General features: G+C 64.7%; 27 protein-coding genes. 16 read left to right on the top strand and 11 right to left on the bottom strand.

The features are described 5' to 3' along the window. Position 1: 1 nt before the first annotated feature. The gene (gene carA / locus A9995_RS12850) at positions 2-1,180 is read right to left on the bottom strand and encodes a glutamine-hydrolyzing carbamoyl-phosphate synthase small subunit (RefSeq protein WP_067613609.1); all 1,179 of its coding nucleotides are present in this window, start codon (positions 1,178-1,180) and stop codon (positions 2-4) included. A 150-nt stretch (positions 1,181-1,330) separates the two neighbouring features. Between carA and A9995_RS12845 the strand changes: the two genes are divergently transcribed. The 12 genes from A9995_RS12845 to A9995_RS12790 all read left to right on the top strand — a co-directional run bounded on the left by A9995_RS12845 (position 1,331) and on the right by A9995_RS12790 (position 12,039). After that, the gene (locus A9995_RS12845) at positions 1,331-1,783 is read left to right on the top strand and encodes a GatB/YqeY domain-containing protein (RefSeq protein ID WP_067613607.1); all 453 of its coding nucleotides are present in this window, start codon (positions 1,331-1,333) and stop codon (positions 1,781-1,783) included. Further along, positions 1,780-2,490, top strand: a complete 711-nt coding sequence (locus A9995_RS12840) for a hypothetical protein (protein WP_145916947.1) — start codon at positions 1,780-1,782, stop codon at positions 2,488-2,490. The genes A9995_RS12845 and A9995_RS12840 overlap by 4 nt, the downstream gene beginning before the upstream one ends. A gap of 130 nt (positions 2,491-2,620) precedes the next feature. Then, on the top strand, positions 2,621-2,974 hold the full coding sequence (locus A9995_RS12835; protein WP_067613682.1) for a GIY-YIG nuclease family protein: 354 nt from the start codon (positions 2,621-2,623) through the stop codon (positions 2,972-2,974). Continuing rightward, on the top strand, positions 2,968-4,854 hold the full coding sequence (gene dnaG / locus A9995_RS12830) for a DNA primase (RefSeq protein ID WP_067613603.1): 1,887 nt from the start codon (positions 2,968-2,970) through the stop codon (positions 4,852-4,854). Before A9995_RS12835 ends, dnaG begins: the two co-directional genes overlap by 7 nt. A gap of 10 nt (positions 4,855-4,864) precedes the next feature. Continuing rightward, positions 4,865-6,892, top strand: a complete 2,028-nt coding sequence (rpoD, locus tag A9995_RS12825) for an RNA polymerase sigma factor RpoD (RefSeq protein ID WP_067613601.1) — start codon at positions 4,865-4,867, stop codon at positions 6,890-6,892. Between the two features lie 109 nt (positions 6,893-7,001). Further along, positions 7,002-8,405, top strand: a complete 1,404-nt coding sequence (locus tag A9995_RS12820) for a PAS domain-containing protein (RefSeq protein ID WP_233998211.1) — start codon at positions 7,002-7,004, stop codon at positions 8,403-8,405. Between the two features lie 23 nt (positions 8,406-8,428). Beyond that, complete coding sequence (locus A9995_RS17100; protein ID WP_168157399.1) at positions 8,429-8,779, top strand: response regulator; 351 nt, start codon at positions 8,429-8,431, stop codon at positions 8,777-8,779. A gap of 53 nt (positions 8,780-8,832) precedes the next feature. Continuing rightward, positions 8,833-9,282 (top strand): ribose 5-phosphate isomerase B, encoded by a 450-nt coding sequence (rpiB, locus tag A9995_RS12810; protein ID WP_067613599.1) that lies wholly within the window; start codon positions 8,833-8,835, stop codon positions 9,280-9,282. Then, the gene (gene glyA / locus A9995_RS12805) at positions 9,279-10,595 is read left to right on the top strand and encodes a serine hydroxymethyltransferase (RefSeq protein ID WP_067613597.1); all 1,317 of its coding nucleotides are present in this window, start codon (positions 9,279-9,281) and stop codon (positions 10,593-10,595) included. The genes rpiB and glyA overlap by 4 nt, the downstream gene beginning before the upstream one ends. A gap of 4 nt (positions 10,596-10,599) precedes the next feature. Next, a complete protein-coding gene (locus tag A9995_RS12800; RefSeq protein ID WP_067613595.1) occupies positions 10,600-10,818 on the top strand; it encodes a hypothetical protein in 219 nt (72 codons plus the stop codon). Positions 10,819-10,826: 8 nt separating this feature from the next. Next, a complete protein-coding gene (gene nrdR, locus A9995_RS12795; RefSeq protein WP_067613593.1) occupies positions 10,827-11,330 on the top strand; it encodes a transcriptional regulator NrdR in 504 nt (167 codons plus the stop codon). Continuing rightward, a complete protein-coding gene (locus A9995_RS12790; protein WP_067613591.1) occupies positions 11,323-12,039 on the top strand; it encodes an RNA methyltransferase in 717 nt (238 codons plus the stop codon). The genes nrdR and A9995_RS12790 overlap by 8 nt, the downstream gene beginning before the upstream one ends. Positions 12,040-12,054: 15 nt before the next feature. Here the strand turns inward: A9995_RS12790 and A9995_RS12785 are convergent, their stop codons facing one another. Continuing rightward, positions 12,055-12,369 (bottom strand): chorismate mutase, encoded by a 315-nt coding sequence (locus A9995_RS12785; protein WP_067613589.1) that lies wholly within the window; start codon positions 12,367-12,369, stop codon positions 12,055-12,057. A gap of 207 nt (positions 12,370-12,576) precedes the next feature. Here A9995_RS12785 and rpsD point away from each other — a divergent pair, with 207 nt between their 5' ends. Then, a complete protein-coding gene (gene rpsD, locus A9995_RS12780; protein ID WP_067613587.1) occupies positions 12,577-13,191 on the top strand; it encodes a 30S ribosomal protein S4 in 615 nt (204 codons plus the stop codon). 84 nt (positions 13,192-13,275) lie between these two features. Here rpsD and tgt read toward each other — a convergent pair whose 3' ends face one another. The 9 genes from tgt to A9995_RS12735 form a co-directional block, all read right to left on the bottom strand. Then, positions 13,276-14,403 carry a tRNA guanosine(34) transglycosylase Tgt gene (tgt, locus tag A9995_RS12775; protein ID WP_067613585.1) on the bottom strand — a complete coding sequence of 376 codons (1,128 nt, stop codon included), beginning with the start codon at positions 14,401-14,403 and terminating at the stop codon, positions 13,276-13,278. 2 nt (positions 14,404-14,405) lie between these two features. After that, entirely contained in the window at positions 14,406-15,362 is a 957-nt protein-coding gene (locus A9995_RS12770) for a DUF481 domain-containing protein (protein ID WP_067613583.1), read from the bottom strand. A gap of 19 nt (positions 15,363-15,381) precedes the next feature. Beyond that, the gene (locus A9995_RS12765) at positions 15,382-16,149 is read right to left on the bottom strand and encodes an ABC transporter permease (protein WP_067613581.1); all 768 of its coding nucleotides are present in this window, start codon (positions 16,147-16,149) and stop codon (positions 15,382-15,384) included. After that, a complete protein-coding gene (locus tag A9995_RS12760) occupies positions 16,149-17,120 on the bottom strand; it encodes an ABC transporter ATP-binding protein (RefSeq protein WP_067613578.1) in 972 nt (323 codons plus the stop codon). Before A9995_RS12760 ends, A9995_RS12765 begins: the two co-directional genes overlap by 1 nt. A gap of 70 nt (positions 17,121-17,190) precedes the next feature. Then, on the bottom strand, positions 17,191-18,225 hold the full coding sequence (queA, locus tag A9995_RS12755; protein WP_067613576.1) for a tRNA preQ1(34) S-adenosylmethionine ribosyltransferase-isomerase QueA: 1,035 nt from the start codon (positions 18,223-18,225) through the stop codon (positions 17,191-17,193). Positions 18,226-18,268: 43 nt separating this feature from the next. Continuing rightward, positions 18,269-19,003 (bottom strand): peptidylprolyl isomerase, encoded by a 735-nt coding sequence (locus A9995_RS12750; protein ID WP_067613574.1) that lies wholly within the window; start codon positions 19,001-19,003, stop codon positions 18,269-18,271. Positions 19,004-19,094: 91 nt separating this feature from the next. Continuing rightward, positions 19,095-19,607 carry a pantetheine-phosphate adenylyltransferase gene (coaD, locus tag A9995_RS12745; RefSeq protein ID WP_067613572.1) on the bottom strand — a complete coding sequence of 171 codons (513 nt, stop codon included), beginning with the start codon at positions 19,605-19,607 and terminating at the stop codon, positions 19,095-19,097. 5 nt (positions 19,608-19,612) lie between these two features. Next, positions 19,613-20,527 (bottom strand): polyprenyl synthetase family protein, encoded by a 915-nt coding sequence (locus A9995_RS12740; RefSeq protein ID WP_067613571.1) that lies wholly within the window; start codon positions 20,525-20,527, stop codon positions 19,613-19,615. Continuing rightward, positions 20,524-20,790 (bottom strand): exodeoxyribonuclease VII small subunit, encoded by a 267-nt coding sequence (locus tag A9995_RS12735; protein ID WP_067613569.1) that lies wholly within the window; start codon positions 20,788-20,790, stop codon positions 20,524-20,526. The genes A9995_RS12740 and A9995_RS12735 overlap by 4 nt, the downstream gene beginning before the upstream one ends. Before the next feature lie 136 nt (positions 20,791-20,926). Here A9995_RS12735 and A9995_RS12730 point away from each other — a divergent pair, with 136 nt between their 5' ends. Genes A9995_RS12730 through A9995_RS12720 form a run of 3 tightly spaced genes read left to right on the top strand, consistent with a single transcriptional unit; the run spans position 20,927 to position 24,217 of the window. After that, positions 20,927-21,607 carry a hypothetical protein gene (locus tag A9995_RS12730; protein WP_067613567.1) on the top strand — a complete coding sequence of 227 codons (681 nt, stop codon included), beginning with the start codon at positions 20,927-20,929 and terminating at the stop codon, positions 21,605-21,607. Positions 21,608-21,617: 10 nt separating this feature from the next. After that, a complete protein-coding gene (purL, locus tag A9995_RS12725; protein WP_067613565.1) occupies positions 21,618-23,819 on the top strand; it encodes a phosphoribosylformylglycinamidine synthase subunit PurL in 2,202 nt (733 codons plus the stop codon). Then, positions 23,816-24,217 carry a DUF3052 family protein gene (locus tag A9995_RS12720; RefSeq protein ID WP_067613564.1) on the top strand — a complete coding sequence of 134 codons (402 nt, stop codon included), beginning with the start codon at positions 23,816-23,818 and terminating at the stop codon, positions 24,215-24,217. Before purL ends, A9995_RS12720 begins: the two co-directional genes overlap by 4 nt. Positions 24,218-24,238 lie beyond the last annotated feature (21 nt).

Raw genomic sequence — 24,238 nt, 5'->3', positions numbered from 1 at the left:
TTTACCCCAACATCCCCACGAACTTCTCGAACAGGTAGAAACTGTCCTGCGGGCCCGGGCTCGCCTCGGGATGGTATTGCACCCCGAAGGCTCGCTTGCCGGTGATCGCGATGCCGCAATTGGTGCCGTCGAACAGCGAGACATGGGTCTGCTCCACGCCTGCGGGCAGGCTGTCGCCATCGACCGCGAAGCCGTGGTTCATGCTGGTGATCTCGACGAGGCCCTCGCTCGCCCCCCAGCCCCCGCCGACGCGCTGGACCGGATGGTTGGCGCCGCGGTGGCCCTGGAACATCTTGGCGGTTTTCGCTCCCGCCGCGAGGCCGAGCAGCTGGTGGCCGAGGCAGATGCCGAACAGCGGCACGTCGCGCTCCAGCAATTCCCTGATCACCGGCACCGCATATTCGCCCGTCGCCGCCGGATCGCCCGGGCCGTTGGAGAGGAACACGCCGGCGGGTTTCAGCGCGAGGATTTCCTCGAGCGTGCTGCGCGCCGGGACCACGGTGACCTTCGCGCCGGCCTTGACCAGATAGCGGAAAGTGTTGTCCTTGGCGCCGTAGTCCAGCGCGACGACATGCGGGCGGTCGCCCTCGCCCGCGGCATAGCCATGGCCAAGCTGCCAGCTCCCGCCGGTCCAGTCTTGGGTGCCTTCGCGGGTGACGCGCGGGACCAGGTCGAGGCCTTCGAGCCCCGACCACTCCGCCGCCTGCGCCTGCAGTGCGGCGATGTCGAAATTGCCCTTCGGATGGTGCGCGATCACCGCGTTGGGCGCGCCCCCGGTGCGGATGCGGCGGGTCAGCGCGCGGGTATCTACGCCCGACAGCCCGATCTTGCCATGCGCGACCATCCAGTCGGCGAATTCCTGTTGTGCGCGGAAGCTGGAATGCGGGGTCACCTCCTGCCGGACGATGCAGCCGACTGCCCCCAGGCCTCGGCTCTCGTGGTCTTCCTCGTTGGCGCCGGTGTTGCCGATGTGCGGGAAGGTGAAGGTGACGATCTGGCTGTCGTAGGAGGGATCGGTCATCACCTCCTGATAGCCGGTCATCGCGGTGTTGAAGCAGATTTCGCCGACCGCGCTGCCGGTCGCGCCAAAGCCCTTGCCCCAGACGCAGGTCCCGTCGGCGAAGACGACGACTCCGGTGGCCCCTTGCGGTTGCGCGTGCGAAGGTGCGGGACGGGCCATGGGCGCTCCGGTATCAGGGGTTGTCGGCAATGTGTGCTAAGGCCCAGCGGCTAGAGCGAGACGGGCATTTCGTCAACAGGAACGCTTGGCTTTACGGCGCGCTGTTCTATGTCCGCGCCAATCCATCCACACTTACGAACGGCTTTTTCCATGATCCGCGACACCATCAAGACCGCGACCACCACCTCGATGAAGGCCGGAACCAAGGATCGCACCGCCACGCTGCGAATGATCGCGGCCAAGATCAAGGATCGCGATATCGAGTTGCGCACCGCCGCCAAACAGCCCGAGGACGATACGCTGGTGATCGAGGTCCTGCAGAAGATGGCCAAGCAGCGCCGCGAATCGATCCAGATGTACGAGGACGGCGGGCGCGAGGAACTGGCCGCCAAGGAGCGCGACGAGCTGGCGGTGATCGGCGAATTCCTGCCGCAGATGATGAACGATGACGAGATGCGCGCCGCGATCGACGAGGCCAAGGCGGCAACCGGGGCGGAAGGCATGAAGGACATGGGGAAGGTCATGGCTGAGCTGAAAGCACGCCACGGCGCGGTGCTCGATGGCGCCAAGGCCAGCGCGATGGTCAAGGAGAGCCTGGCGTGATTGCGTCCCGAACGATGCTGCGCTTAGGCGCGGTAGCACTGGCCCCGCTGGCGCTGATCGCCTGCGGCGATGGCTCGGATGACGAAGCGGTGGCCGAGCCCACCCCGACGGCCACCGTTGCCGCGCCGCGCACGCTGATTGCCGCCGATTACGACGAGGCGATGCTCGGGGCGAGGATCGAGGGCCCTCAGGGCACCGAAGTCGAGGCTCCGCTGATGGCGGAAGGGCGCGAGATCGGCAGCATCGTGAGCTTTGTCGCCTGCCCGCGCGAGACCGCGACCTGCGACCCCGCCGCGATGCCCGAGGGCACGGTTTACACCTATGTCCACCAAGTAACCCTGGCTGCGGAGGAAGCGACTGACGAAACCGCGTCCGCGGCCGATGATGGCGCCAGCGGCGAATCCTACGCCACGCTGTTTCGCACCACGCGCCGCGCCACCGGTTTCAACGGCTCAATCGGCTATGCGCGCGAACAGGCCGAGACCGCGCTGGGCGACGGTGAAGCGATCGGCGTCACCTCCGACGAGGGCCAACTGATCTGGCGCGTGATCTCGGGAGAAGGCTGGTCCCCGGGCGCGACGATCACCTTCTGGTGGCAGTCCACCCTGCCCCCCGAAGGTCCGTCCGAGGCCTGGGAGCTGGAGACGGGCGGCATGACCGCCACCGCCACCGCGCCCTTCCCGCCTGCCGAAATGCCTGTGGAATAATCGGCATCAGCGCCTCTCGACTTCGCTCGAGGCAAACGGCAAAATCGGGCAGGGCTACGACCCGTCCAATCCGAGCACCCATCCGTTCGTGTCGAGCGAAGTCGAGACACGCTGGCAGGGAGGAACCGCAATGCCCTTCTGGTGCTACATGCTGAAATGCGCCGACGGGAAATATTACACGGGCCACACCGACGATCTCGAACGGCGCATCGCCCAGCATCAATACGGCGGATATTGCGATTTCACCTCGCGGCGGCTCCCGGTCACCTTTGTGTGGTGTCAGGAATTTACCACCCGGGCCGAGGCCCTTGAAAGCGAGTTGCGCGTGAAAAAGTGGTCGCGAGCCAAGAAGGAGGCGCTGGCAGCCGGGGATTGGCAGCGAGTTTCGCATTTTGCGCGTCCGCCGGGCGAGCGTGTCTCGACTTCGCTCGACACGAACGGGATAGGGTTTGCCACTACAAGCGCCGGCAGCCCCCCATGCTGAGCCCCCAATGGCTGGACGAATTGCGCGCGCGGATCACGCTCAGCACGGTGATCGGGCGCCATGTCCGGCTGCAGAAGGCGGGACGCGAGTTCAAGGCCTGTTGCCCGTTCCACGACGAGAAGTCCCCCAGCTTCACCATCAATGACGCCAAAGGCTTTTACCACTGCTTCGGCTGCGGCGCGCATGGCGATGCGATCCGCTGGATGACCGACCAGCGCGGGCTCGCCTTCATGGATGCCGTCAAGGAACTGGCGGTGGAAGCGGGTATGGAGGTTCCGGCCCCCGATCCACAGTCCGCCCGCCGCGCCGAGGAGCGCGCCGGACTGCAGGATGTCACGGCAGCGGCGCAGGAGTGGTTCGTCGCCAATCTGGGATCGGCTGAAGGCACAGCGGCGCGCGGCTATCTTGCCAAGCGCGGTTTTTCTTCGGCGACTATGCGCGAATTCGGCTTCGGCTATGCGCCCGAAGGCCGCCAGGCGCTGGGCCGGGCGCTGGCGCGTTTCGAGGAGCCGATGCTGGTCGAGGCGGGGATGCGGATTTCGGTCGAGGAGCGTGATCCTTACGACCGCTTCCGCGACCGGCTGATGCTGCCGATCCAGGACGCACGCGGGCGGGTGATCGCATTCGGTGGCCGCATTCTGGATGCCGAGAGCAACCCCAAGGCGCCCAAATATCTCAACAGCCCCGACACCCCTTTGTTCGACAAGGGCCGCACGCTCTACAACCTCCACCGCGCCGCGCCCGCCGCGCGCCAGTCGGGGCGGATGATCGTGGTAGAGGGCTATATGGATGTGATCGCCCTGGCCGAGGCGGGCATCGGCGAGGCGGTGGCACCGATGGGCACCGCGCTGACCGAACAGCAGCTCGAACTGCTGTGGCGCCATGTCGAACGCCCGATCCTGTGTTTCGACGGCGATGCCGCGGGACGGCGCGCGGCGATGCGGGCGATCGAGCGCGCGCTGCCGCTGCTGCGTCCTTCGCATTCGCTGGCGATCGTCCAACTCCCCTCGGGGCTCGATCCGGATGATCTGCTGCGACAGGAGGGCCGCCAGGCGCTCGAAAACCTGCTGGCGAGTGCGAGCAGCCTGCTCGATATGCTGTGGCAGGTCGAACGCGAATCGTCGCCTCTCGCCTCACCCGAGGACAAGGCCGGCCTCAAGCAGCGCCTTCTCGACCATGCCGACTCGATTGCGGATCCCGATATCCGCGCGCTTTACCGCCGCGAACTCACCGAGCGATTTTCCGCTTTCGCCTTCCCAAAGCGCGAGTGGACGCCGCGTGGTTCGTGGAAAAAAGGTGGGCCGCCCCGCCCCGCCCCGACCCTCACACCCGAAGCCGCCGCCAAGCTGCGCCACGTGATTTCAGGCGGTGGGCGCGATGCGCTGGCGGTGGCGGTGATCGCCGGACTGGCGCGCTTTCCCGACCAGATCGTCCGCCACGAGGAGGGGCTGAGCGACCTCGCCATGCGTGACCAAAATATCGGTCCGGCGATCGATTTGCTGCTCGAAACCGCCGAAGCGCTTGATTTGTCCGGTGGATCGCCCATATCGCCTATCCAAGGCCTGCCTGCCCCACCGGAAACATCTCGTTTCGCCTTTCTCGATGAAGGCACAGACCCGGTTGATGCGCGCGAGGAGCTGGCCGAAGCCGTGTCGTTGCTGGTCGAGAGACCCGCGCTCGAAGCCGCCCTGGCAGATGCCACGGCGCGTTTCGAAAGTGATCCCGAAGGCGCTTTCGCCGAGCAGCAACGCCTGCTCAGGCGCAAGCTGGAATTCGAGGCGCGACTCGGGCAAATGGCAAGCAAGCGGGCCAGCAGGGCCCGGCAGGAATCAGACAGCCGCTCCGCCGATCTGGCGGACGCGGCCCATAAAACGGACTGACGCGACACTTATGGCCAGCAAGTCGAAGACCGCCGAAAAAGAAGACGCTCCCCTGATCGACCTCAACGAGGCGTCGATCAAGAAGCTCATCGCGAAGGCCAAGAAGAAGGGTTACGTCACCTATGACGAACTCAACGACGGTCTTCCTTCGGCCGAGATGAGCCCCGACCAGATCGAGGATATCCAGACCGCCTTGAGCGAAATGGGCGTCCAGATCGTCGAGAACGACGAGGATGCCGAGGCGGAAGCCGAAGCGGATCGCGACGACGAGGTCGAGGAAATCGCCACCACGGGCGACAAGAAAGAACCCAAGACACCCACCACCAATGTCACCAAGAAGCTCGCCGTCGGCGAGCGGACCGACGATCCGGTACGGATGTACCTGCGCGAGATGGGTGCGGTCGAACTGCTCAGCCGCGAGGGCGAGATCGCCATCGCCAAGCGGATCGAGGCCGGGCGCGACATGATGATCATTGGGCTGTGCGAGAGCCCGATCACCTTCCACGCGATTATCCACTGGTCCGAAGCACTCAATTCCGAGGAAATGCAGCTGCGCGAGATCCTCGATCTCGACGCCATGCTGTCCAAGGAACCCCCGGCCGACAAGATGGCCGAGGATGCCGACGATGATGACGACGGAGAGATCTCCGAGGAAACCGCCGGCCCCACCATCCGCGAAGACGACGAGGATGAGGACGAGGACAGCGATTCCGAGGACGACGACGGCGAGGAAGGCTCGGCCAAGAAGGACGACGAAGAGGAAGAGGACAACACCATGTCCCTTGCTCAGATGGAAGCTGCGCTCAAGCCGGATGCCATCGAACGCTTCGCGCGCATCAAGGACCTGTTCAAGAAATTCGAGAAGCTCCAGGGCGAGCGGGTCGACCTGCTCGGTCGGGGCGAGGATTTCCCGGCGTCCAAGGAAAAGAAGTACGAGGCGCTGCGCGAACAGCTTACCGCCGAAGTCGAGAGCGTGCAGTTCCACGCGAACAAGATCGAATTCCTGGTCGACAATCTGTACGCCTTCAACCGCCGGTTGACCGCATTGGGCGGCCAGATGCTGCGTCTCGCCGAACGGCACAAGGTCAAGCGCGTCGATTTCCTCGAAGCCTATATCGGCAACGAGATGGACGACGACTGGCTGACTTCGCGGGTCAAGAAGGACAAGAAGTGGGCCGCCTTCGCCGACAAGGAGGCCGATGCGATCGACCGCATCCGCACCGAGATCAGCGATATTGCCAGCCAGACCGGTATGGCGCTCCCCGAGTTCCGCCGGATCGTCAACATGGTGCAAAAGGGCGAGCGCGAGGCGCGGATCGCCAAGAAGGAAATGGTCGAGGCGAACCTGCGGCTCGTGATCTCGATCGCCAAGAAATACACCAACCGCGGGCTGCAGTTCCTGGATCTCATCCAGGAAGGCAACATCGGTTTGATGAAGGCGGTCGACAAGTTCGAGTACCGCCGCGGCTACAAGTTCAGCACCTATGCGACCTGGTGGATCCGCCAGGCGATCACCCGCTCGATCGCCGATCAGGCGCGCACGATCCGCATCCCGGTGCACATGATCGAGACGATCAACAAGCTGGTCCGCACCAGCCGCCAGTTCCTCCACGAGGAAGGCCGCGAGCCGACTCCCGAAGAAATGGCGCAGCGCCTGTCGATGCCGCTCGAGAAGGTGCGCAAGGTGATGAAGATCGCCAAGGAGCCGATCAGCCTCGAGACGCCAATCGGCGACGAGGAGGATTCGCATCTCGGCGATTTCATCGAGGACAAGAACGCGATCATCCCCGTGGACGCCGCGATCCAGGCGAACCTCAAGGAAACCGTGACCCGGGTGCTGGCGAGCCTCACGCCGCGCGAGGAGCGCGTACTCCGCATGCGCTTTGGCATCGGCATGAACACCGATCACACGCTCGAGGAAGTCGGCCAGCAGTTCTCGGTCACCCGCGAGCGTATCCGCCAGATCGAGGCCAAGGCGCTGCGCAAATTGAAGCACCCCAGCCGCAGCCGCAAGATGCGCAGCTTCCTCGACCAGTAGGCTTTGCAGCGCAGCGGAAACTTTTTCGGTGCAGACCTCCGGGCGGAGACCATGTCTGAATCCCGTTAGCCACCATGCGGCCGCACATCCGGGTGTCGATTTCGCGGCGTTGTTCGAGCGGTCGCCCAATGCCTATGTGGTGCTCGATCGCGATCTCGTGATCGTCTGGATGAACGATGCCTATCTGCAGGTAACGGGTAGGACGCGTCCGGAGATCATTGGACGCCCGATGTTCGAGGCCTTTCCGAGCGATCCGAAATCGGAGAGCTTCCGCCAGTTGCTGTCATCCTTCGACCGGGTTTTGAACAGCGGCGAAGCCGACGAAATTGCGCATATCCGCTATGATATCGAACAGCCCGACGGCACGATGGCGGAGCGATACTGGAGCGCAACCCACACGCCCTTCAAGGGTAAGACCGGCGCCGTCACCCATATCCTCCAGCACACGGTCGATATCAGCGAGCTTCACGAGTTGCGCGGGATGCGCGAGCAGATGCGGGTGTTCGAACGCGCCCAGCTGGTCGAGACCCGCAACCGCGATCTCTCCGAAGAGACCCGCAAATTGCGCAATCTGCTCGAGAACACACCGGGCTTCACCGCAGTGCTGTCGGGCTCCGAATTGCGTTTCGCAATGGCAAACGCTGCCTATCGGCGGCTGACCGGCAACCGTCCCCTGGTGGGGCTGACCATCGAAGAAGCCCTGCCCGAAGTGATCGATCAGGGCTTCGTTGCCATTCTCGAAGAGGTTTGCCGCACCGGCGAGCCCTATTTCGGGCGGCAGGAGCAGTTGTTCCTCCAGATGCAGCCCGGCGCGCAGCCCGAGCAGGTCTATCTCGAATTCGTCTACCAGCCGATCCTGGATAACGAGCGGCAGGTCACAGGGGTCTTCATCCAGGGCCACGATGTGACCGAAGAGGTGGAGGCAGCCGAGCGCCAGAACCTGCTGATCCACGAGCTCAACCACCGGGTTAAGAACACGCTGGCCATTGTTCAGGGGCTCGCACAGCAGTCCTTCGGCCTCGACGAGAGCAACAGGGCCAACCGCGACGCCTTTGCTGCCCGGCTCGCTGCCCTGTCCGTGGCGCACAATCTGCTGACCTCATGCAATTGGGAATCCGCAGAGGTGCGCAGTCTTATTGGTGGATCGCTCGACGCGGCGCTGGGGAGTACCGCCGAACGCTGCGTTCTCGAGGGCCCCGAGCTGGTGCTGCGCCCCCAGCAGGCGGTCGCGCTGGCGATGATCGTTCATGAATTGGCCACCAATGCTCTGAAATATGGCGCATTGTCGGTTCCCGAAGGCCGGGTCACGATCCAGTGGAGCGCCGAAAACGAGGACGGCACAGTGTCGATTGCGCTGGACTGGTCGGAAGCGGGCGGCCCGCCGGTCGCACCGCCGCAGGGCAAAGGTTTCGGCAGTCGGCTGATCCACAGCGGATTGGGCGGACGCAAGGGGGCGGTGTCGCTCGACTACAATCGAGGTGGGCTGCATTGCAGCATCAAGGGAGAGATTTGATCGAAACTGACAGCTCCATTCTCTTGCTCGAGGACGAGGCGATCATCGCCTTTGCACTCGAAGACATGCTCGTCGCGGATGGCGCGAATGTCATCATGGCGGCCTCTCTCGAAGAAGCCGAGGCCCTGATCCACGAGGGCGGGATCGGCTCTGCCGTTCTCGACGTCAACGTGCATGGGGAGAAGAGCTATGGCATCGGCGCCAAATTACAATCACTCGATATCCCGTTCGTCTTCGCCACCGGTTACGGCGACACGTCGCACCCACCTGAGTTCGCCAAAACCCCCACCGTTTCCAAGCCTTACACCCACGAGCAGATCAAGTCGGCAATGGCCCGAGCACGGCTTGGTCCGGCAAGCGCGCTTCTGGGCTGAAAACCCGCTTTACGGGGTGGAGAAAACCGCCCGGCTGACCTAAAGGTGCCGGCATGCGTATCGCTATTGCCTCCGACCATGCCGCGTTCGAACTCAAGGCCGAATTGCGCGACTGGCTGATGGAAGAAGGGCATGAGGTCGCCGACCTCGGTCCCGACACCCCCGACAGCGTGGATTATCCCGATTTCGGTTATCGCCTGGCGAATGTCATCGCGGACGGCACGGCGCAGCGCGGAATTGCGCTGTGCGGATCCGGGCTCGGGATATCGATGTCGGTCAATCGCCACCCGGCACTGCGTTGCGCGCTGGTGTCGGAGCCTCTCTCAGCCCGTCTCGCGCGCGAACACAACGACGCGAATTGCCTCGCGATCGGTGCCCGGCTCACGGGAACCGACATGGCCAAGGCCTGCGTTGCCGCTTTTCTCGCAACAGAATTCGCCGCCGGTCGCCATCAGCGCCGCGTCGACAAGCTTTCCGACCCCCAGATCGAGGACCGTTCATGAGCACCCAGCCCGCCGCCGCTCCCGCTGATTCGCCGATGGACGGCTTCTGGCACGATACCCTTGCCGAGGCGGATCCGCAGATCCACGAGGCGATCCGCAACGAACTGGCACGCCAGCAGGACAAGATCGAGCTGATCGCCAGCGAGAACATCGCCAGCCGCGCGGTGCTCGAGGCGACCGGGAGCGTCTTCACCAACAAATACGCCGAAGGCTATCCCGGCAAGCGCTATTACGGCGGCTGCGACTATGCCGATGTTATCGAAACGCTGGCGATCGACCGCGCCAAGGAACTGTTCGGCTGCAATTTCGCCAACGTCCAGCCCAACAGCGGCAGCCAGATGAACCAGGCGGTCTTCCTCGCGCTGCTCGAGCCGGGCGACACCTTCATGGGGCTCGATCTCAATTCCGGCGGGCACCTGACCCACGGTTCCCCGGTCAACATGAGCGGCAAGTGGTTCAATCCGGTCTCCTACGGGGTGCGCCAGGAAGACGAGCTGATCGATATGGATGCGGTTGCCGCGACCGCGCGCGAGCATCGCCCCAAGCTGATCATCGCCGGCGGCACCGCCTATTCGCGCGTCTGGGACTGGCAGCGGTTCCGCGAGATCGCCGATGAGGTCGGCGCCTATCTGCTGGTCGATATGAGCCACATTTCCGGGCTGGTCGCGGGTGGCGCGCACCCCAACCCGGTGCCCCATGCGCATGTCGTCACGACCACGACCCACAAGTCCTTGCGCGGGCCGCGCTCTGGCGTGATCCTGTGGAACGATGAGACGCTGACCAAGCCGATCAACATGGCGGTGTTCCCCGGCATGCAGGGCGGCCCGCTGATGCATGTCGTCGCCGCCAAGGCGGTCGCTTTCCGGGAAGCGCTGCGGCCCGAATTCGCCGATTATGCCCAGCGTGTGGTCGACAACGCCCGCGCGCTGGCGGCCAGCCTCGAGCAGCACGGTCTGCGCGTGGTCTCGGGCGGGACCGACAATCACTCGATGCTGGTCGATCTCAGCGCCAAGGATGTCACCGGCAAGGCCGCCGAGACCGGTCTCGACCGCGCCTGGCTGACCTGCAACAAGAACGGCATCCCGTTCGACACCCGCAGCCCCTTCGTCACCAGCGGCGTCCGTCTCGGTACGCCTGCGGGGACGACGCGCGGGTTCGGGACCGACGAGTTCCGCACTATCGGCAAATTGATCGCCGAAGTCGTCGACGGACTTGCCAGCAGCGGCCCCGAGGGCGATGAGCGGATCGAGGAAAGCGTGCGCAGCCGGGTGAGCGAGCTGTGCAAGGCCTTCCCCGTCTATCCAGGGATGTAACGCGATGAACGAAGACAATCCGAACGATCCCAACTGGGTCGAAGACGCAAAGACCGAGATTTCCGGCATGGCCAAGGACGGCATGAGCCATCCTTCGACCAAGCCGGTGCTGGCGGGGGCCGCGATCGGCGCGCTGGCCGGCGCGCTGCTGCCTGTGGTGAGCCTGCCGCTCGGTCTGATCGCGGGTGCCGGCTTCGCATTCTACAACAGGATCAAAAAGTAAACTCCTGAATGCGCTGCCCTTTTTGTGCCCATGACGAGAGCCAGGTAAAGGATTCGCGTCCGACCGAGGACAATGCCGCTATTCGGCGACGGCGGCAGTGTGCGCGTTGCGGCGCCCGCTTCACCACCTTCGAACGCGTGCAATTGCGCGAAGTGACGGTGGTCAAGTCCGGCGGCGATGGCGAGGCGGCGCGGCGCGAACCCTTCGAGCGGCGCAAGCTCGAACAGTCGATCAGCCTCGCCTGCCGCAAGCGCGATGTCGCCCCCGAGCGGATCGACCAGCTCGTCTCGGGCATCCAGCGCCAGGTAGAAACCGCCGGCGAAGCGGAGATCCCCTCGAGCCGCATCGGCGAAATGGTGATGGACGGCCTGCGCCAGATCGACAGCGTTGCCTATATCCGCTTCGCCAGCGTCTATCGCGATTTCAGCGAGGCGCGCGATTTCGAGGAATTCGCCAGCACCGTGCAGGAAGCCGCACAGGCCGAGAGCAACGGCGGCAACCCCAGTGGCTGAGGCCCCGGCTATCGTCCTGGTGCGCCCGCAGCTTGGCGAGAACATCGGCAAGGCGGCGCGGGCGATGCTCAATTTCGGGCTCACCGAGATGCGGCTCGTGGCGCCGCGCGATGGCTGGCCCAACCCCAGTGCCGGTCCCGCCGCTGCAGGCGCAGACCGGGTGCTGGCCGAGGCGCAGGTGTTCGACACGGTGGGCGAAGCGGTCGCCGATTGTTCACATATCTACGCCACCACGGTGCGCAAGCGCGGGGTGACCAAGCCTGTGGTCACACCCGAGGAGGCGGCCCGGGAGATCGATACGGCTCAGGGCAAGTCCGCGCTGCTGTTCGGCCCGGAACGTTCGGGTCTCGATATTCAGGACGTCGGTTTTGCACGCGCAATCATCACCGTGCCGATCAACCCGGAATTCGGCTCGCTCAATCTGGCACAGGCGGTGATCCTGTGCGCCTATGAATGGTCCAAGACCCGCGAGCTCTCGCAGCCGACGCAGGAGGAAATCCTGCCGCCCGCGCCGCAGGAGGAACTCGACGGCCTGATTGGCCATCTGGAAGCGATGCTGGAACCCAAGGGGTATTTCATGCCCGCAATCCGCGACGAGGTGACGCGCACGACGCTGCGCAACGTGCTGACCAAGCCGGGCTGGAACCACCTCGAGATCCGGACCTTGCGCGGGGTGCTGTCGACGCTCGCGCGCGCACGGCGCGATTAGCCTACCAGTCTTCGGTCAGCTGCTCCTGATCCGATCCCATTCGACCATCTCATAGGCGATCGAGCTTTCCACCAGCCGATCCCAGATTGCCGCCAATTCTTCCGCCGGAAGCCCCCGCGCTTCGGCATCGACGCGCGCATTGTCGATCACTGCAGACTTGCGTCCCTCGTCGCGCACCGCGCCGCGGTCCTGCTTGATCCGCGCGGCGGCGCGCATGTAGCCGTAGCGGCGGTCGAGCAATTCCATCAGCGCGCGATCGGTGGCATCGACACCGATGCGCACCTCGCGCATATCGGAGCAATCCTCGGGTGGTTTGATGTCGCTGGTCATGGCGAGGCGCACTGCCGCCCTCGCCCGCATTTGTCGAGCGCCGATCTGCGATCTTGACCCGTGGCCCATCCCTGCTATGGCGCGCGCTTCGCGAATTGGCTCCGCACCCCGGTGAAGCGGCGGCCGCGCTGGAGAACAGCTCCAGCGGTGCGATACCGGGTTAAAGCGCCACCATTGGGGTGGCGATGGCAAATCGAAGGACTTTTTATGTCGAAGCGCAAAAGCGCCAAGTACAAGCTCGACCGCCGGATGGGTGAAAACATCTGGGGTCGCCCGAATTCCCCGGTCAACAAGCGCTCCTACGGCCCCGGCCAGCACGGCCAGCGTCGTAAGAGCAAGGTCAGCGACTTCGGCCTGCAGCTGCGCGCCAAGCAGAAGCTCAAGGGCTATTACGGCGACGTCACCGAGAAGCAGTTCAAGCGCACCTATGCCGATGCCACGCGGATGAAGGGCGATGCCGGCCAGAACCTGATCGGCCTGCTCGAGCGCCGCCTGGACATGATCGTCTATCGCGCCAAATTCGCACCGACGGTCTTCTCCGCCCGCCAGATCGTCAACCACGGTCACATCTATGTGAACGGCGTGAAGTGCAACATCCCCTCGCGTCGCTGCGACGTCGGCGATGTCATCAGCCTGGGCAACAAGGCCAAGGACATGGCGCTGATCATCGAAGCGCAGAGCCTGCCCGAGCGCGACATTCCCGACTATGTCGCACCCGACGGCATCGAAAAGGTGACCTTCACCCGCGTGCCCAAGCTCGACGAAGTGCCCTACCCGGTCACGATGGAACCCAATCTGGTCGTCGAGTTCTACTCGCGCTGATCGGGAATCTCCCAACCAGACACGAAAGGCGGTCCTTCGGGGCCGCCTTTTTTGTTTGTGGCAGGCGCGCGACAGGGTCGGCAGTCAGGTCTTGAGGTAATCCCGCCTGAAATCGCTGGCGAAACGGGCGAACTGGCCGGCCGCGATCGCATCGCGCATCGCCTGCATCAGCTGTTGGTAGAAGGCGATATTGTGCTCGGTCATCAGCATCGCGCCGAGGATTTCGCCGGCCTTGATCAGGTGGTGGACATAGGCGCGGCTATAAGTGGCGCAGGTATCGCAGGCGCAGCGCGGGTCGAGTGGCTCGAGATCCTCGGCGAAACGCGCGTTGCGCAGGTTGATCGGGCCGGTCCAGGTGAAGGCCTGGCCATTGCGGCCCGAGCGGCTCGGCAGCACGCAGTCGAACATGTCGATGCCGCGTTCGACCGCGCCGACCAGATCGTCGGGCTTGCCCACCCCCATCAGATAGCGCGGTGCGTCCTCGGGCAGTTGGTCGGGCGCGAAGTCGAGCGTCGCGAACATCGCCTCCTGCCCCTCGCCAACCGCCAGCCCGCCGATCGCATAGCCATCGAAGCCGATTTCGCGCAGCGCAGCTGCGGAGCGACCTCTTAAGCCTTCGTCGAGTGCGCCCTGCTGGATGCCGAACAGCGCCGCGCGCTGCGCGTGCTCGCCACCCGCATCGAAGGCGTCGCGGCTGCGCTTCGCCCACCGCATCGACATTGCCATGCTTGCCTCGATCTCGGCGAAGGGCCGGTCGGCGCGCGGGCATTCATCGAAGGCCATGACGATGTCCGACCCCAGCAGCCGCTGGATTTCCATCGAGCGTTCGGGGGTCAGCATGTGCTTGGAGCCGTCGAGATGGCTGCGGAACTCGACCCCTTCCTCGGTCAGCTTGTTGAGATCCGACAGGCTCATCACCTGATAGCCGCCGCTATCGGTCAGGATCGGGCGCGACCAGTTCATAAAGGAATGGAGCCCGCCCAACCGCGCCATCCGCTCGGCGCCGGGCCGCAGCATCAGATGGTAGGTGTTCCCCAGGATGATATCGGCGCCGGTCTTGTGCACCGCCTCGGGCTTCATCGCCTTGACTGTCGCCGCTGTCCCCACGGGCATGAAGGCGGGGGTGCGGGTCTCGCCGCGGAGCATCGCAATGCGCCCGGTGCGCGCCTTGCCGTCGATGGCATCGATCCGGAAGTCAAACCGTTCGGCCATGATCAGAACCCGTAGATGATGGTGGCGCGGGTCAGCGTGTCGGTAGTCACCGCGCCGGCGGGCGGGTTGCTGTCGTAATCCACCTGATAGGAAAGACGTGTCCGCAGGCGCGGGGTGACCGCGAAATCGAGCCCGGTGACGAGATTGAGCGTGGTGTTGGCGCTGTCGAACACCACCACCGCCTGGCCTCCGGTTTCCGCCAGCGCGTTGGCATCCTGGGTCAATGTCAGCTGGTCGATGATGCGCCAGTCGAAGTCGAGACCAATGAGGCCACCGAGCCTGCTCTCGCTGCGTCCGTCGACGAATTCGGTGATGCGGAAGGCAGGGCCAGCCTTGAGCGAAAGCGACACGTCCGAGGACTGGACGAGATTGTAGCCCAGCCCGCCCGAGACGGCGTAGCGCCCGGTAAAGCCCTGCACCCTGTCGCGCTCGTATTGTGCCAGGCCGTAGATAAACATGTCCTCGTCGAACTGCCAGCGCGGCTCGTAGGCGAAGACGAAGCTCTCGCGGCTCGTGACCCCGTTCTGACGCTGGTAATCCACGCGGGCGCGCACCCGGTGGGTCCAGTCGATACCCTGACGCAGGAGCGAGAGCGAAGCTGCCAGCCCGGCGGTGTCGCTGTTGCCGCTCGACAGGAAGCCACCCAGTTCGCCTTCGCCGCTCCAAAGGTCGAGCGGTCCGGCGCGGCGCAAGGTCTCTTCCTGCTCTACAGCCGCAAGCGCATCGCGCTCGGCCTTTGCAGCGGTCCACTCCGCCTCGATCGCGGCGATGTCTTCAGCCTCGTCAGGGTAGGCGGTGCGAGCCAGTTCAAAGGCCGTGGCAACTTTCGCAGCGTCGCCGGTTTCGCGTGCAGCCTCGATCATTGCGCGCACGCCTTCGGGTAGCTCGGCATGGGCGGGCGTGGCCCAGCAAGTGAGAAGTGCGGCAGCGAGTAGCGAATGGCGGGCGTGCAGGATCATCGCCAGCGCCGATAGCCAATCAGGCGCGCAGTCGCCAGCCCGTCTTGAAGATGGTGGCGATGATCGCGATGCAGGTCGCGAGGAAGCCCAGCGTAATCGCAAAGCTGATCCAGATGTCGACATCGGCGCTGCCGTAAAAGGTCCAGCGCAATCCGCTGACCAGATAGACGATCGGATTGAAGAGCGCGATCGTGTCCCAGGGCTCGGGCAGCATGTCGATCGAATAGAAAGTCCCGCCGAGGAAGGTCAGTGGGGTGAGGAACAGCAGCGGGATAATCCCCAGCTTTTCGAAATTGTCCGCCCAGACGCCGAGGATGAAACCGAACAGGCTGAAGCTGGCCGCCACGAGAACGATATAGATTACCGCCAGCACCGGATGGGCGATCGAATAGTCGACGAACAATCGCGCGGTCAGAAGGATGATCGCCGCGAGGATCAGGCTCTTGACCGCCGCTGCGCCGACGAAGCCCGCCAACGTCTCGCCAACTCCCACAGGTGCTGACAGCAGTTCGTAAATGGTACCCGTGAAGCGCGGCATATAGATACCGAAGCTGGCGTTGCTGGTCGTCTCCCCAAGCAGCGTCAGCATCAGCAGTCCGGGGATGATGAATGCGCCGTAATCGACCCCGCCGAGATCGGGCATCCGCGCGCCGATCGCAGCGCCGAAGACGATGAAATAGAGCGAAGTCGTGAGTACCGGGGCGATGATCGACTGGAAGACCGTGCGCAGGGCGCGCATGATCTCGCGGATGAAGATCGACCAGGCAGAACGGACACTGAAATGCATCAGACGGGCTCACTTTCGCTGGTCGTCTCGTGGGGTACGGCGTCCTCGCCGAGCACCGAGACGAAGATATCCTCGAGGCTGCTCTCGCGCACGTCGATTCCCGTGTAGTCGATCCCCGCGAAGGTGAGCGCCTTGGTCAGCGCTGCCACCTCTTCCTTGCCCTTCCCGGTGCCGTCGCCGCCGCGATAGCACAGGCCCAGCCCACCCTGCTCGATCTCGATCGGGAACTGCGCCAGCGCGGGCGGGATGGCGGCCAGGGGCTCGGCCAATGTGATATGCGCTTCGGTCCGTCCGAGCCGCGCCATCATCGCGCTCTTCTCGTCGACCATCAACAGACGGCCGTTGCGGATCACCCCGACGCGATCGGCCATCTCTTCGGCTTCCTCGATGTAATGGGTGGTCAGAATTACGGTTACGCCGCGCGCGCGCATCTGGTCGATCAGCTGCCACATGCCCTTGCGCAGTTCGACATCGACGCCCGCGGTTGGCTCGTCGAGGAACAGCAGGTCGGGCTCGTGCGCGAGTGCCTTGGCAATCAGCACCCGGCGCTTCATCCCGCCCGACAGCGCCATGATCCGCTCGTCGCGCTTGTCCCACAGGCTGAGCGAGCGGAGGATCTCCTCGATCCGCGCCGGGTTCGGCGGCAGGCCGAACAGGCCGCGCGAAAAGGCGACCGCGCGCCGCACCGGTTCGAACATGTCGGTCGCGAGTTCCTGCGGCACCAGCCCGATGCGCTTGCGCGCCTGGCGCCAATCGCCCGAAAGATCGTGGCCGAATGCACGGATCGATCCGGACGACGGTGTCACCAGCCCGCAGACCGCGCCGATCAGCGTCGTCTTGCCCGCCCCGTTGGGCCCGAGCAGCGCGAAGATTTCGCCCTTGCGGATGGTGAGATCGACATTGTCGAGCGCTCTGAGCCCGCCGGGATAGACCTTGGTCAGGCCGGCGAGTTCGAGAATTGGTTCTGGCATCGGGTGCAGTTGTGCCCGACGCGGCGGGAATGCAAGCGGCGAAGCAAATGCAGCGGAGCGGAAACGCGGATCAGGGCAGCAGCAGGCTCGAATCGCCATAGCTGTAGAAGCGATATTCCGCTGCGATTGCATGGGCGTAGGCGTCCTGCATCCGCTCGCGGCCCATCATCGCCGAGACCAGCATGAACAGCGTCGATTTCGGCAGGTGGAAATTGGTCATCAAGCCATCGACCGCGCGAAACGCGTAGCCCGGCGTGATGAAGATGTCGGTGTCCCCGGCGAAGGGTGCGATTACACCGTCCTCGCCGGTGGCGCTTTCGAGCAGTCGCAGCGAGGTGGTGCCCACCGCGATGATCCGCCCGCCCGCAGCCCGTGCCGCGTTGAGCCGGTCCGCAACCGCGGGTTCGATCCGGCCCCACTCGCTGTGCATCTTGTGGTCGGCGGTGTCCTGCGCCTTGACCGGCAGGAAGGTCCCCGCCCCGACATGCAGCGTCAGCATCTCGCGCCCGATCCCGGCCTCGTCGAGCGCCGCAACCAGCGCGTCGGTGAAATGCAGCGAGGCCGTCGGCGCCGCGACCGCGCCATCTTCGCGCGCGAACATCGTCTGGTAGTCCTCGCGGTCCTGCGCATCGGTGCCGCGTTTACCGGCAATATAAGGCGGCAGCGGCATCGTCCCGGCGCGCTCGAGCAGGAGCTCGACCGGTTCGTCGCCGCCAAAACACAGCGTGAAGCTGCCATCCTCGTGGCGGGTCTCGGCCTGCGCGCTCACCCCGCCACCGAATGTGATGAGATCGCCCTCCTTCAGCCGCTTGGCGTTGCGGATGAAAGCCTGCCAGCGGCGCAGATCTATACGCTTGTGCAGCGTTGCGCCGATCTTCGCCTCGCCCCGGCGGCCTTCGAGCTGGGCGGGGATCACCCTCGTATCGTTGAACACCAGCACGTCGCCGGCGCGCAGCAATTGCGGCAGGTCGCCGACACCGCGATCCTCGAAGGGCCTTGTTCCAGTGCCGCGCACCACGAGCATCCGCGCCGCATCGCGCGGACGCGCGGGGCGCAGCGCGATCCGCTCGGGTGGAAGCGCAAAATCGAAAAGGTCGATATTCATGGCACAACCCGTCCCGGCAACTCGGGCAAGCCGCTCGCGAGAGTTACTCCGCGATCGGCGCGTTGAGATCGTCGGCGGTGATCTCGGCCGTCGGAACCGGTTGCGGCGCCTGCGGCGGAGGAACCGGCCGATTGTCGCTCGCAAGCGAAGCCTGGACGACCCGGGTCGGATCGGCGGGCGGCTCGCCCCGGTTGATGACATCGACCGCCGCCATGTTGGAAATAACCCGGCCGAGATTGGTGTAGCGCTTGTCGAGGCTGAAGCGGGGGTAGAAAACGATGAAGAACTGGCTGTTTGCGCTGTCCTCGCCCTGCGCGCGCGCCATCGACAGCGTGCCGCGCACATGCGGCATCGGGTTGAACTCGGCCGTCAGGTCGGGAAGCGACGAGCCGCCCTGCCCGGTTCCCGTCGGATCGCCGGTCTGCGCCATGAAGCCGTCGATCACGCGGTGGAAGATCACGCCGTCGTAGAACCCCTCGCGGGTCAGCGTCTTGATCCGCTCGACATGGCTGGGCGCCCAGCTCGGCATCAGGCGGATTGCAACCCGCTCGCCGTTGGAGAGATCGAGCAGCAGAATGTTCTCGCGATCTTCCTCCATGCTGTAGTTGATCGGCGCATAGACCGGCGCGGCTTCATCCGCTGCAGCTTCGACCTCAGCCTCCTCGGACGGAGCTTCCTGGGCCGGAGTCTCCTGGGCCTGAGCCATCGTGGAAAGTCCCGCCATCGGCGTGGCGACCAGCGCTGCGAGCGCGACAAGTGCAGGCGAAAGCTTCAACATGGAATATCCGTCGGTTGGAATATGGGCGTCTGATGAAATCTGAGATCGGAGCGCGGTCTAGCCCCGACCCGCTGTCGGTTCAATGAATGGTTCAGTAGTCGCCCTTGCGCCCGATCTCGTCGACCCGGGCCACCACGTCGTCGCGCACCTGGGTGCTGACGAATGGCGAGATATCGCCGCCATAGAGCGCGATCTCCTTCACGAGCCGCGAGGCGATCGGCTGGAGCGAGACATCGGCCATCAGGAACACCGTCTCGATATCGTCGTCGATCTGCTGGTTCATCCCCGCCATCTGGTACTCGTATTCGAAGTCCGCGACCGCGCGCAGCCCGCGAACGATGACGCTAGCCCCTTGCATCTTGGCAAATTTCATCAGCAACGCATTGAAACTCACCACTTCGACATTGCCCAGACCCAAAGTCGCAACTTCGCGCTCGACCATGGCGAGGCGCTCCGCGGTGTCGAACATCGGGTTCTTGGACGGGTTGGTGGTCACCCCGACGATCAGCCAGTCGACCAGCTTGCTGCCACGCCGCAATATGTCGGCATGGCCGAGGGTGATGGGATCGAAGGTGCCGGGATAGATGCCGATGCGCTTGCTCATAGATATTACCTGTCTCTTTCGACGATGTAGCGCGCCAGCGCCTTCAGCAGACTGGCGTCCTCGCCATGCGATGCAAGCCGCGCGATCGCCTGTTCGGTGAGCATCCTGGCCTGCGCGCGCGCCGGCTCGACCCCCATCAGCGTAACGAAGGTCGCCTTGCCCTGCCCCTCGTCCTTGCGCAGCGCCTTGCCGGCCTTGTCGGGGTCGCCCTCGACATCGAGCAGATCGTCGGCGATCTGGAAAGCCAGCCCGATATCGCGGGCATAGGCGCGCCAGTGAACGCGTCCCTCGGGAGCCACCCGGCCGAGGATCGCGCCCATCTCGACGCTCGCCGCCAGCAATGCGCCGGTCTTTAGCTGCTGCAGCCGGGTGACCTGCCGCAGATCGTAATCCTGCCCGTCGGAAGCCATGTCCATCATCTGGCCACCCGCCATCCCCTCGTGCCCGCTGGCGCGCGCCAGCGCGGCCACCAGTTCGGCGCGGACGAAGGGATCGCCGGTGATCTCGGGGCGGACCAGAATGTCGAAGGCGAGCGCGTGGAGGGCATCGCCCGCCAGCACCGCAGTCGCCTCGTCGAAGGCACGGTGGACGGTGGGCTTGCCGTGGCGCAGATCGTCGTCGTCCATGCAGGGCAGATCGTCGTGAATCAGCGAATAGGCGTGGATCGCTTCCACCGCGCAGCCCGCGTGGATGGCGGCGGTCCGGTCGACGCCATAAAGCTCGGCGACCGCTGCCAGCAGCAGCGGGCGGACCCGTTTGCCGCCGCCGATGGTGGCATAGCGCATCGCCTCGACCAGTCGCGCGCTGGTGTCGTTGGGGACCGGCAGATAGGCATCGAAAGCGGCATCGATGTCGGTCTGGATCCGCTCCAGCGCCGATTTGAGCTCGGCGTGCGAATTCGGGACTGCGGTCACGCTCATCCTTCGGCGTCGAAGGGTTCCGTGCCCGACGGCTTGCCCGCGCCATCGGTGACGATCTTTTCGATCCGCGCCTGGGCAGCATCGAGCCGCGCCTGGCAATGTTTGCGCAATTCCGCACCGCGCTCGTAGAGCGAGATGCTTTCATCGAGCGGCACATCGCCGCTTTCGAGCCGACGCACGACCTCTTCGAGCGCTTTCAGCGCATCCTCGAAATTCATCGGGGCGATATCCGCAGCGCCCCCTCCTGCCTGTCCGGTATCCATGGGTCAGGAGCATTGACCGCGCGGCTCCACGGGGTCAAGTAACCAACCCAGGGGGAATGCTTAATGAAGTGGATTGTCGCTATCCGTGCCGCCGGTGGCCTTGCACCGGTCAAGCCGACCATCCCGGAGTAGAGCGATGTTCATCGGACATTGGGCCCCTGCCTTCGCCGCCGCAGCCGTCGCCCCCGAAAGCCCGCGGTTGGGCACGCTGTTCATCGCCGCGCAGCTGGTCGACTGGGCGTTCGCGCTCTTCGTTCTCGGCGGGTTCGAAAATCTGCGCCTGGTCCCCGGCATCACCGCAATGAACCCGCTCGACCTCTACCACATGCCGCTGTCGCACAGCCTGCTGGGAACCGCAGTTTTCGCTCTGGTGTTCGGCGTGGCGATCGGCGTCGGGCTGCGCAATGCGGTTGCCGGGACATGGGCCGCGGTGGTGGTGCTCAGCCACTGGCTGCTTGATCTTCTGGTCCACCGCCCGGATCTCACGCTGGCTGGCGGAGACGAGAAGCTCGGCTGGGGACTGTGGGACTATCCCGGAATCGCCATTCCGCTCGAGCTGGCACTCACGCTTGGCGCGTTCATCTGGTACCTCCGCGCCACCAAGGGTCCTTTGGGGCCGCCGCTGATCCTGATCGCGGTGATGCTCGCGCTCCAGGCCTTCAGCTGGTTCGGCCCCGAGCCGCAAGGATCGCCCGTGGCAATGGTGCTGACCATGATCTTCGCCTTTGCAATTGTCACCGCGCTGGCGTTCTGGGTCGGGCGGACGCGGTGGCACAAGCGCCACGTGGGGCTAGCGGTGGCGAGCGTGCGGCGCTAAGCGCGCGCGCATGGCAAACACCCCGTCCGCGATCACCCCCCCAATCACCGCCGAGACCGTCGAACAGCATGGTCTCAGCCCCGAGGAATACGAGCGCGTCCTGCACGCGCTAGGGCGCGAGCCCAATATGGTCGAGCTCGGCATCTTCTCGGTGATGTGGTCCGAGCATTGCTCCTACAAGAGCTCGCGGCTGCATCTGAAGAAGCTGCCGACCGAGGCACCCTGGGTGATCTGCGGTCCGGGCGAGAACGCGGGCGTCATCGATATCGGTGACAACCAGGCGGCCATCTTCAAGATGGAGAGCCACAACCACCCCAGCTATATCGAACCCTACCAAGGCGCCGCGACCGGGGTCGGCGGCATTTTGCGCGATGTTTTCACCATGGGCGCGCGACCGGTGGCCAATGCCAATGCCCTGCGCTTCGGGCGGCCCGAGCATCCCAAAATGAAACATCTGGTGCAGGGCGTGGTCGCGGGCATCGGCGGTTATGGCAATTGCGTCGGCGTGCCAACCGTCGCGGGCGAGACCAATTTCCACGCCGCCTACGACGGCAACATCCTCGTCAACGCAATGACCGTCGGGGTCGCCGATGCCGACAGGATCTTCTATTCCGCCGCCACCGGTCTGGGCAATCCGATCGTCTATGTCGGTTCGAAAACCGGTCGCGACGGGATCCACGGCGCGACGATGGCTTCGGCAGATTTCGGCGAGGATTCGGACGCCAAGCGCCCCACCGTGCAGGTCGGCGATCCCTTCACCGAGAAGCTGCTGATCGAGGCTTGTCTCGAACTGATGGCGACCGATGCCATCGTCGCGATCCAGGACATGGGCGCAGCGGGGCTGACCTCCTCCAGCGTCGAGATGGCGACCAATGGCAAGGCGGGCATCCGCCTCGACATGAACCAGGTCCCCTGCCGCGAAGAGGGAATGACCCCCTATGAGATGATGCTCAGCGAGAGCCAAGAGCGCATGCTCATGGTTCTGAAGCCGGGACGCGAGGCCGAAGCCGAGGCGATTTTCGCCAAGTGGGAGCTCGATTTCGCCGTCATCGGCGAGGTGACCGATACCCGCCACATGGTGCTCGAATTCGACGGCGAGGTCGTTTGCGACATCCCGCTCGGCCCGCTCGCCGCCGATGCACCCGAATACGATCGACCCTATCTCTCCAAGGAGGAATACCAGGCCTGGGCCAAGGTCGCGCCGCTGGGCGAGGTGCCGCAAAGCCAAGACATCGGAGCTGACCTGCTGAAGATGATGGCGAGCCCCGCACTCGCCTCGCGCCGCTGGATCGCCGAGCAATACGACAGCCAGGTCGGCGCCGACACGCTGCAGACCGGCGGCGATGCCGGCGTGGTCCGCGTCCACGGTACGAAGAAGGCGCTGGCGATCACCACCGATTGCACCCCGCGCTATGTCTATGCCGATCCCTACGAAGGCGGCAAGCAGGCGATCGCCGAGGCCTATCGCAATCTGTGCGCAGTCGGCTCGCGCCCTCTGGCGGTGACCAACTGCCTCAATTTCGGCAACCCGCAGCGGCCCGAGATCATGAGCCAGTTCGTCCACGCGCTCGAAGGCATGGGCGATGCGTGCCGGGCGCTCTACTTCCCGATCGTCAGCGGCAATGTCAGCCTCTACAACGAAAGCAAGGCGACCGGCGGTGGTAGCGCGATCCTCCCCACGCCGGCGATCGGCGGGGTGGGTATCCTCGATGACTACGCCAAGATGATGACCATGCCCTTCAAGGCTGAGGGCGAGCGGATCGCCACCATCGGCTTCCATCACGAGGCGATCGGCCAGTCGCTGTGGCTGCGTGAAATCCATGGTCGCGAGGATGGCGAGAGCCCGATGGTCGATCTCGGGGACGAGCGGCTGTGCGGCACGATAATCCGCCGGCTGATCGAGCAAGGCAAGGTCACCGCGGTCCACGATGTCAGCGATGGCGGACTCGCGGTCGCGCTGGCCGAGATGGCGCTGGCGAGCGGCATTGGAGCGGAACTGAAGGAAATGACCAGCGATTTCGCCTTCAGCGAGACGCAGGCGCTTTACGTCGTCACCTATCGCGATGGCACCGAGCTCGACCCCGAGGATGTGCCTTTCACCGATATCGGACGCACCGGCGGCGATGCGCTGGTGCTCAACGGCAGCGCGGTTTCGCTCGCCGATCTGCGCGAGGCGCATGCGAGCTTTTTCCGCGACTGGATGGAAGTGTGAATCGATGGGACACACCGCTGGTGCGGACGCTCGACCTGCGCGACGGACAGCGGGTCTGGTTCGATGCCATGCCCGAAACGGTGATCGATGAAATCGACGAATACGCGCTCGAACTCACGTTCGTAGCCGACCCCTCCGAGGGCGTCGATGCGGCGCATATCTTCGTAACCGAACTCGCTGATTTGGCCGCCAAGCTGACGACGCTGCGCCAGCAGATCGCGCCCGATGGCCAGCTCTGGGTCAGCTGGCCCGAAGCTTCTTCGGGAACGCCAAGCGATATCGACGCCGACAGATTGCGTGCCGCGGCTAAGCCGCTGGGCTTTGTCGACACCAAGGAGGCCGCAGTCGATCCGGCCTGGAACAGCATCAAGCTGGTGATCCGCAAGGAACTTCGCTGAGAGCCTCGCCGTGGTGCGCGC

Source organism: Erythrobacter sp. QSSC1-22B, from assembly GCF_001678665.1.
Classification (GTDB): Bacteria; Pseudomonadota; Alphaproteobacteria; order Sphingomonadales; family Sphingomonadaceae; genus Qipengyuania.
The sequence above is the reverse complement of the archived record's forward strand: the minus strand, read 5'-3'. Positions and strand labels throughout refer to the sequence as shown.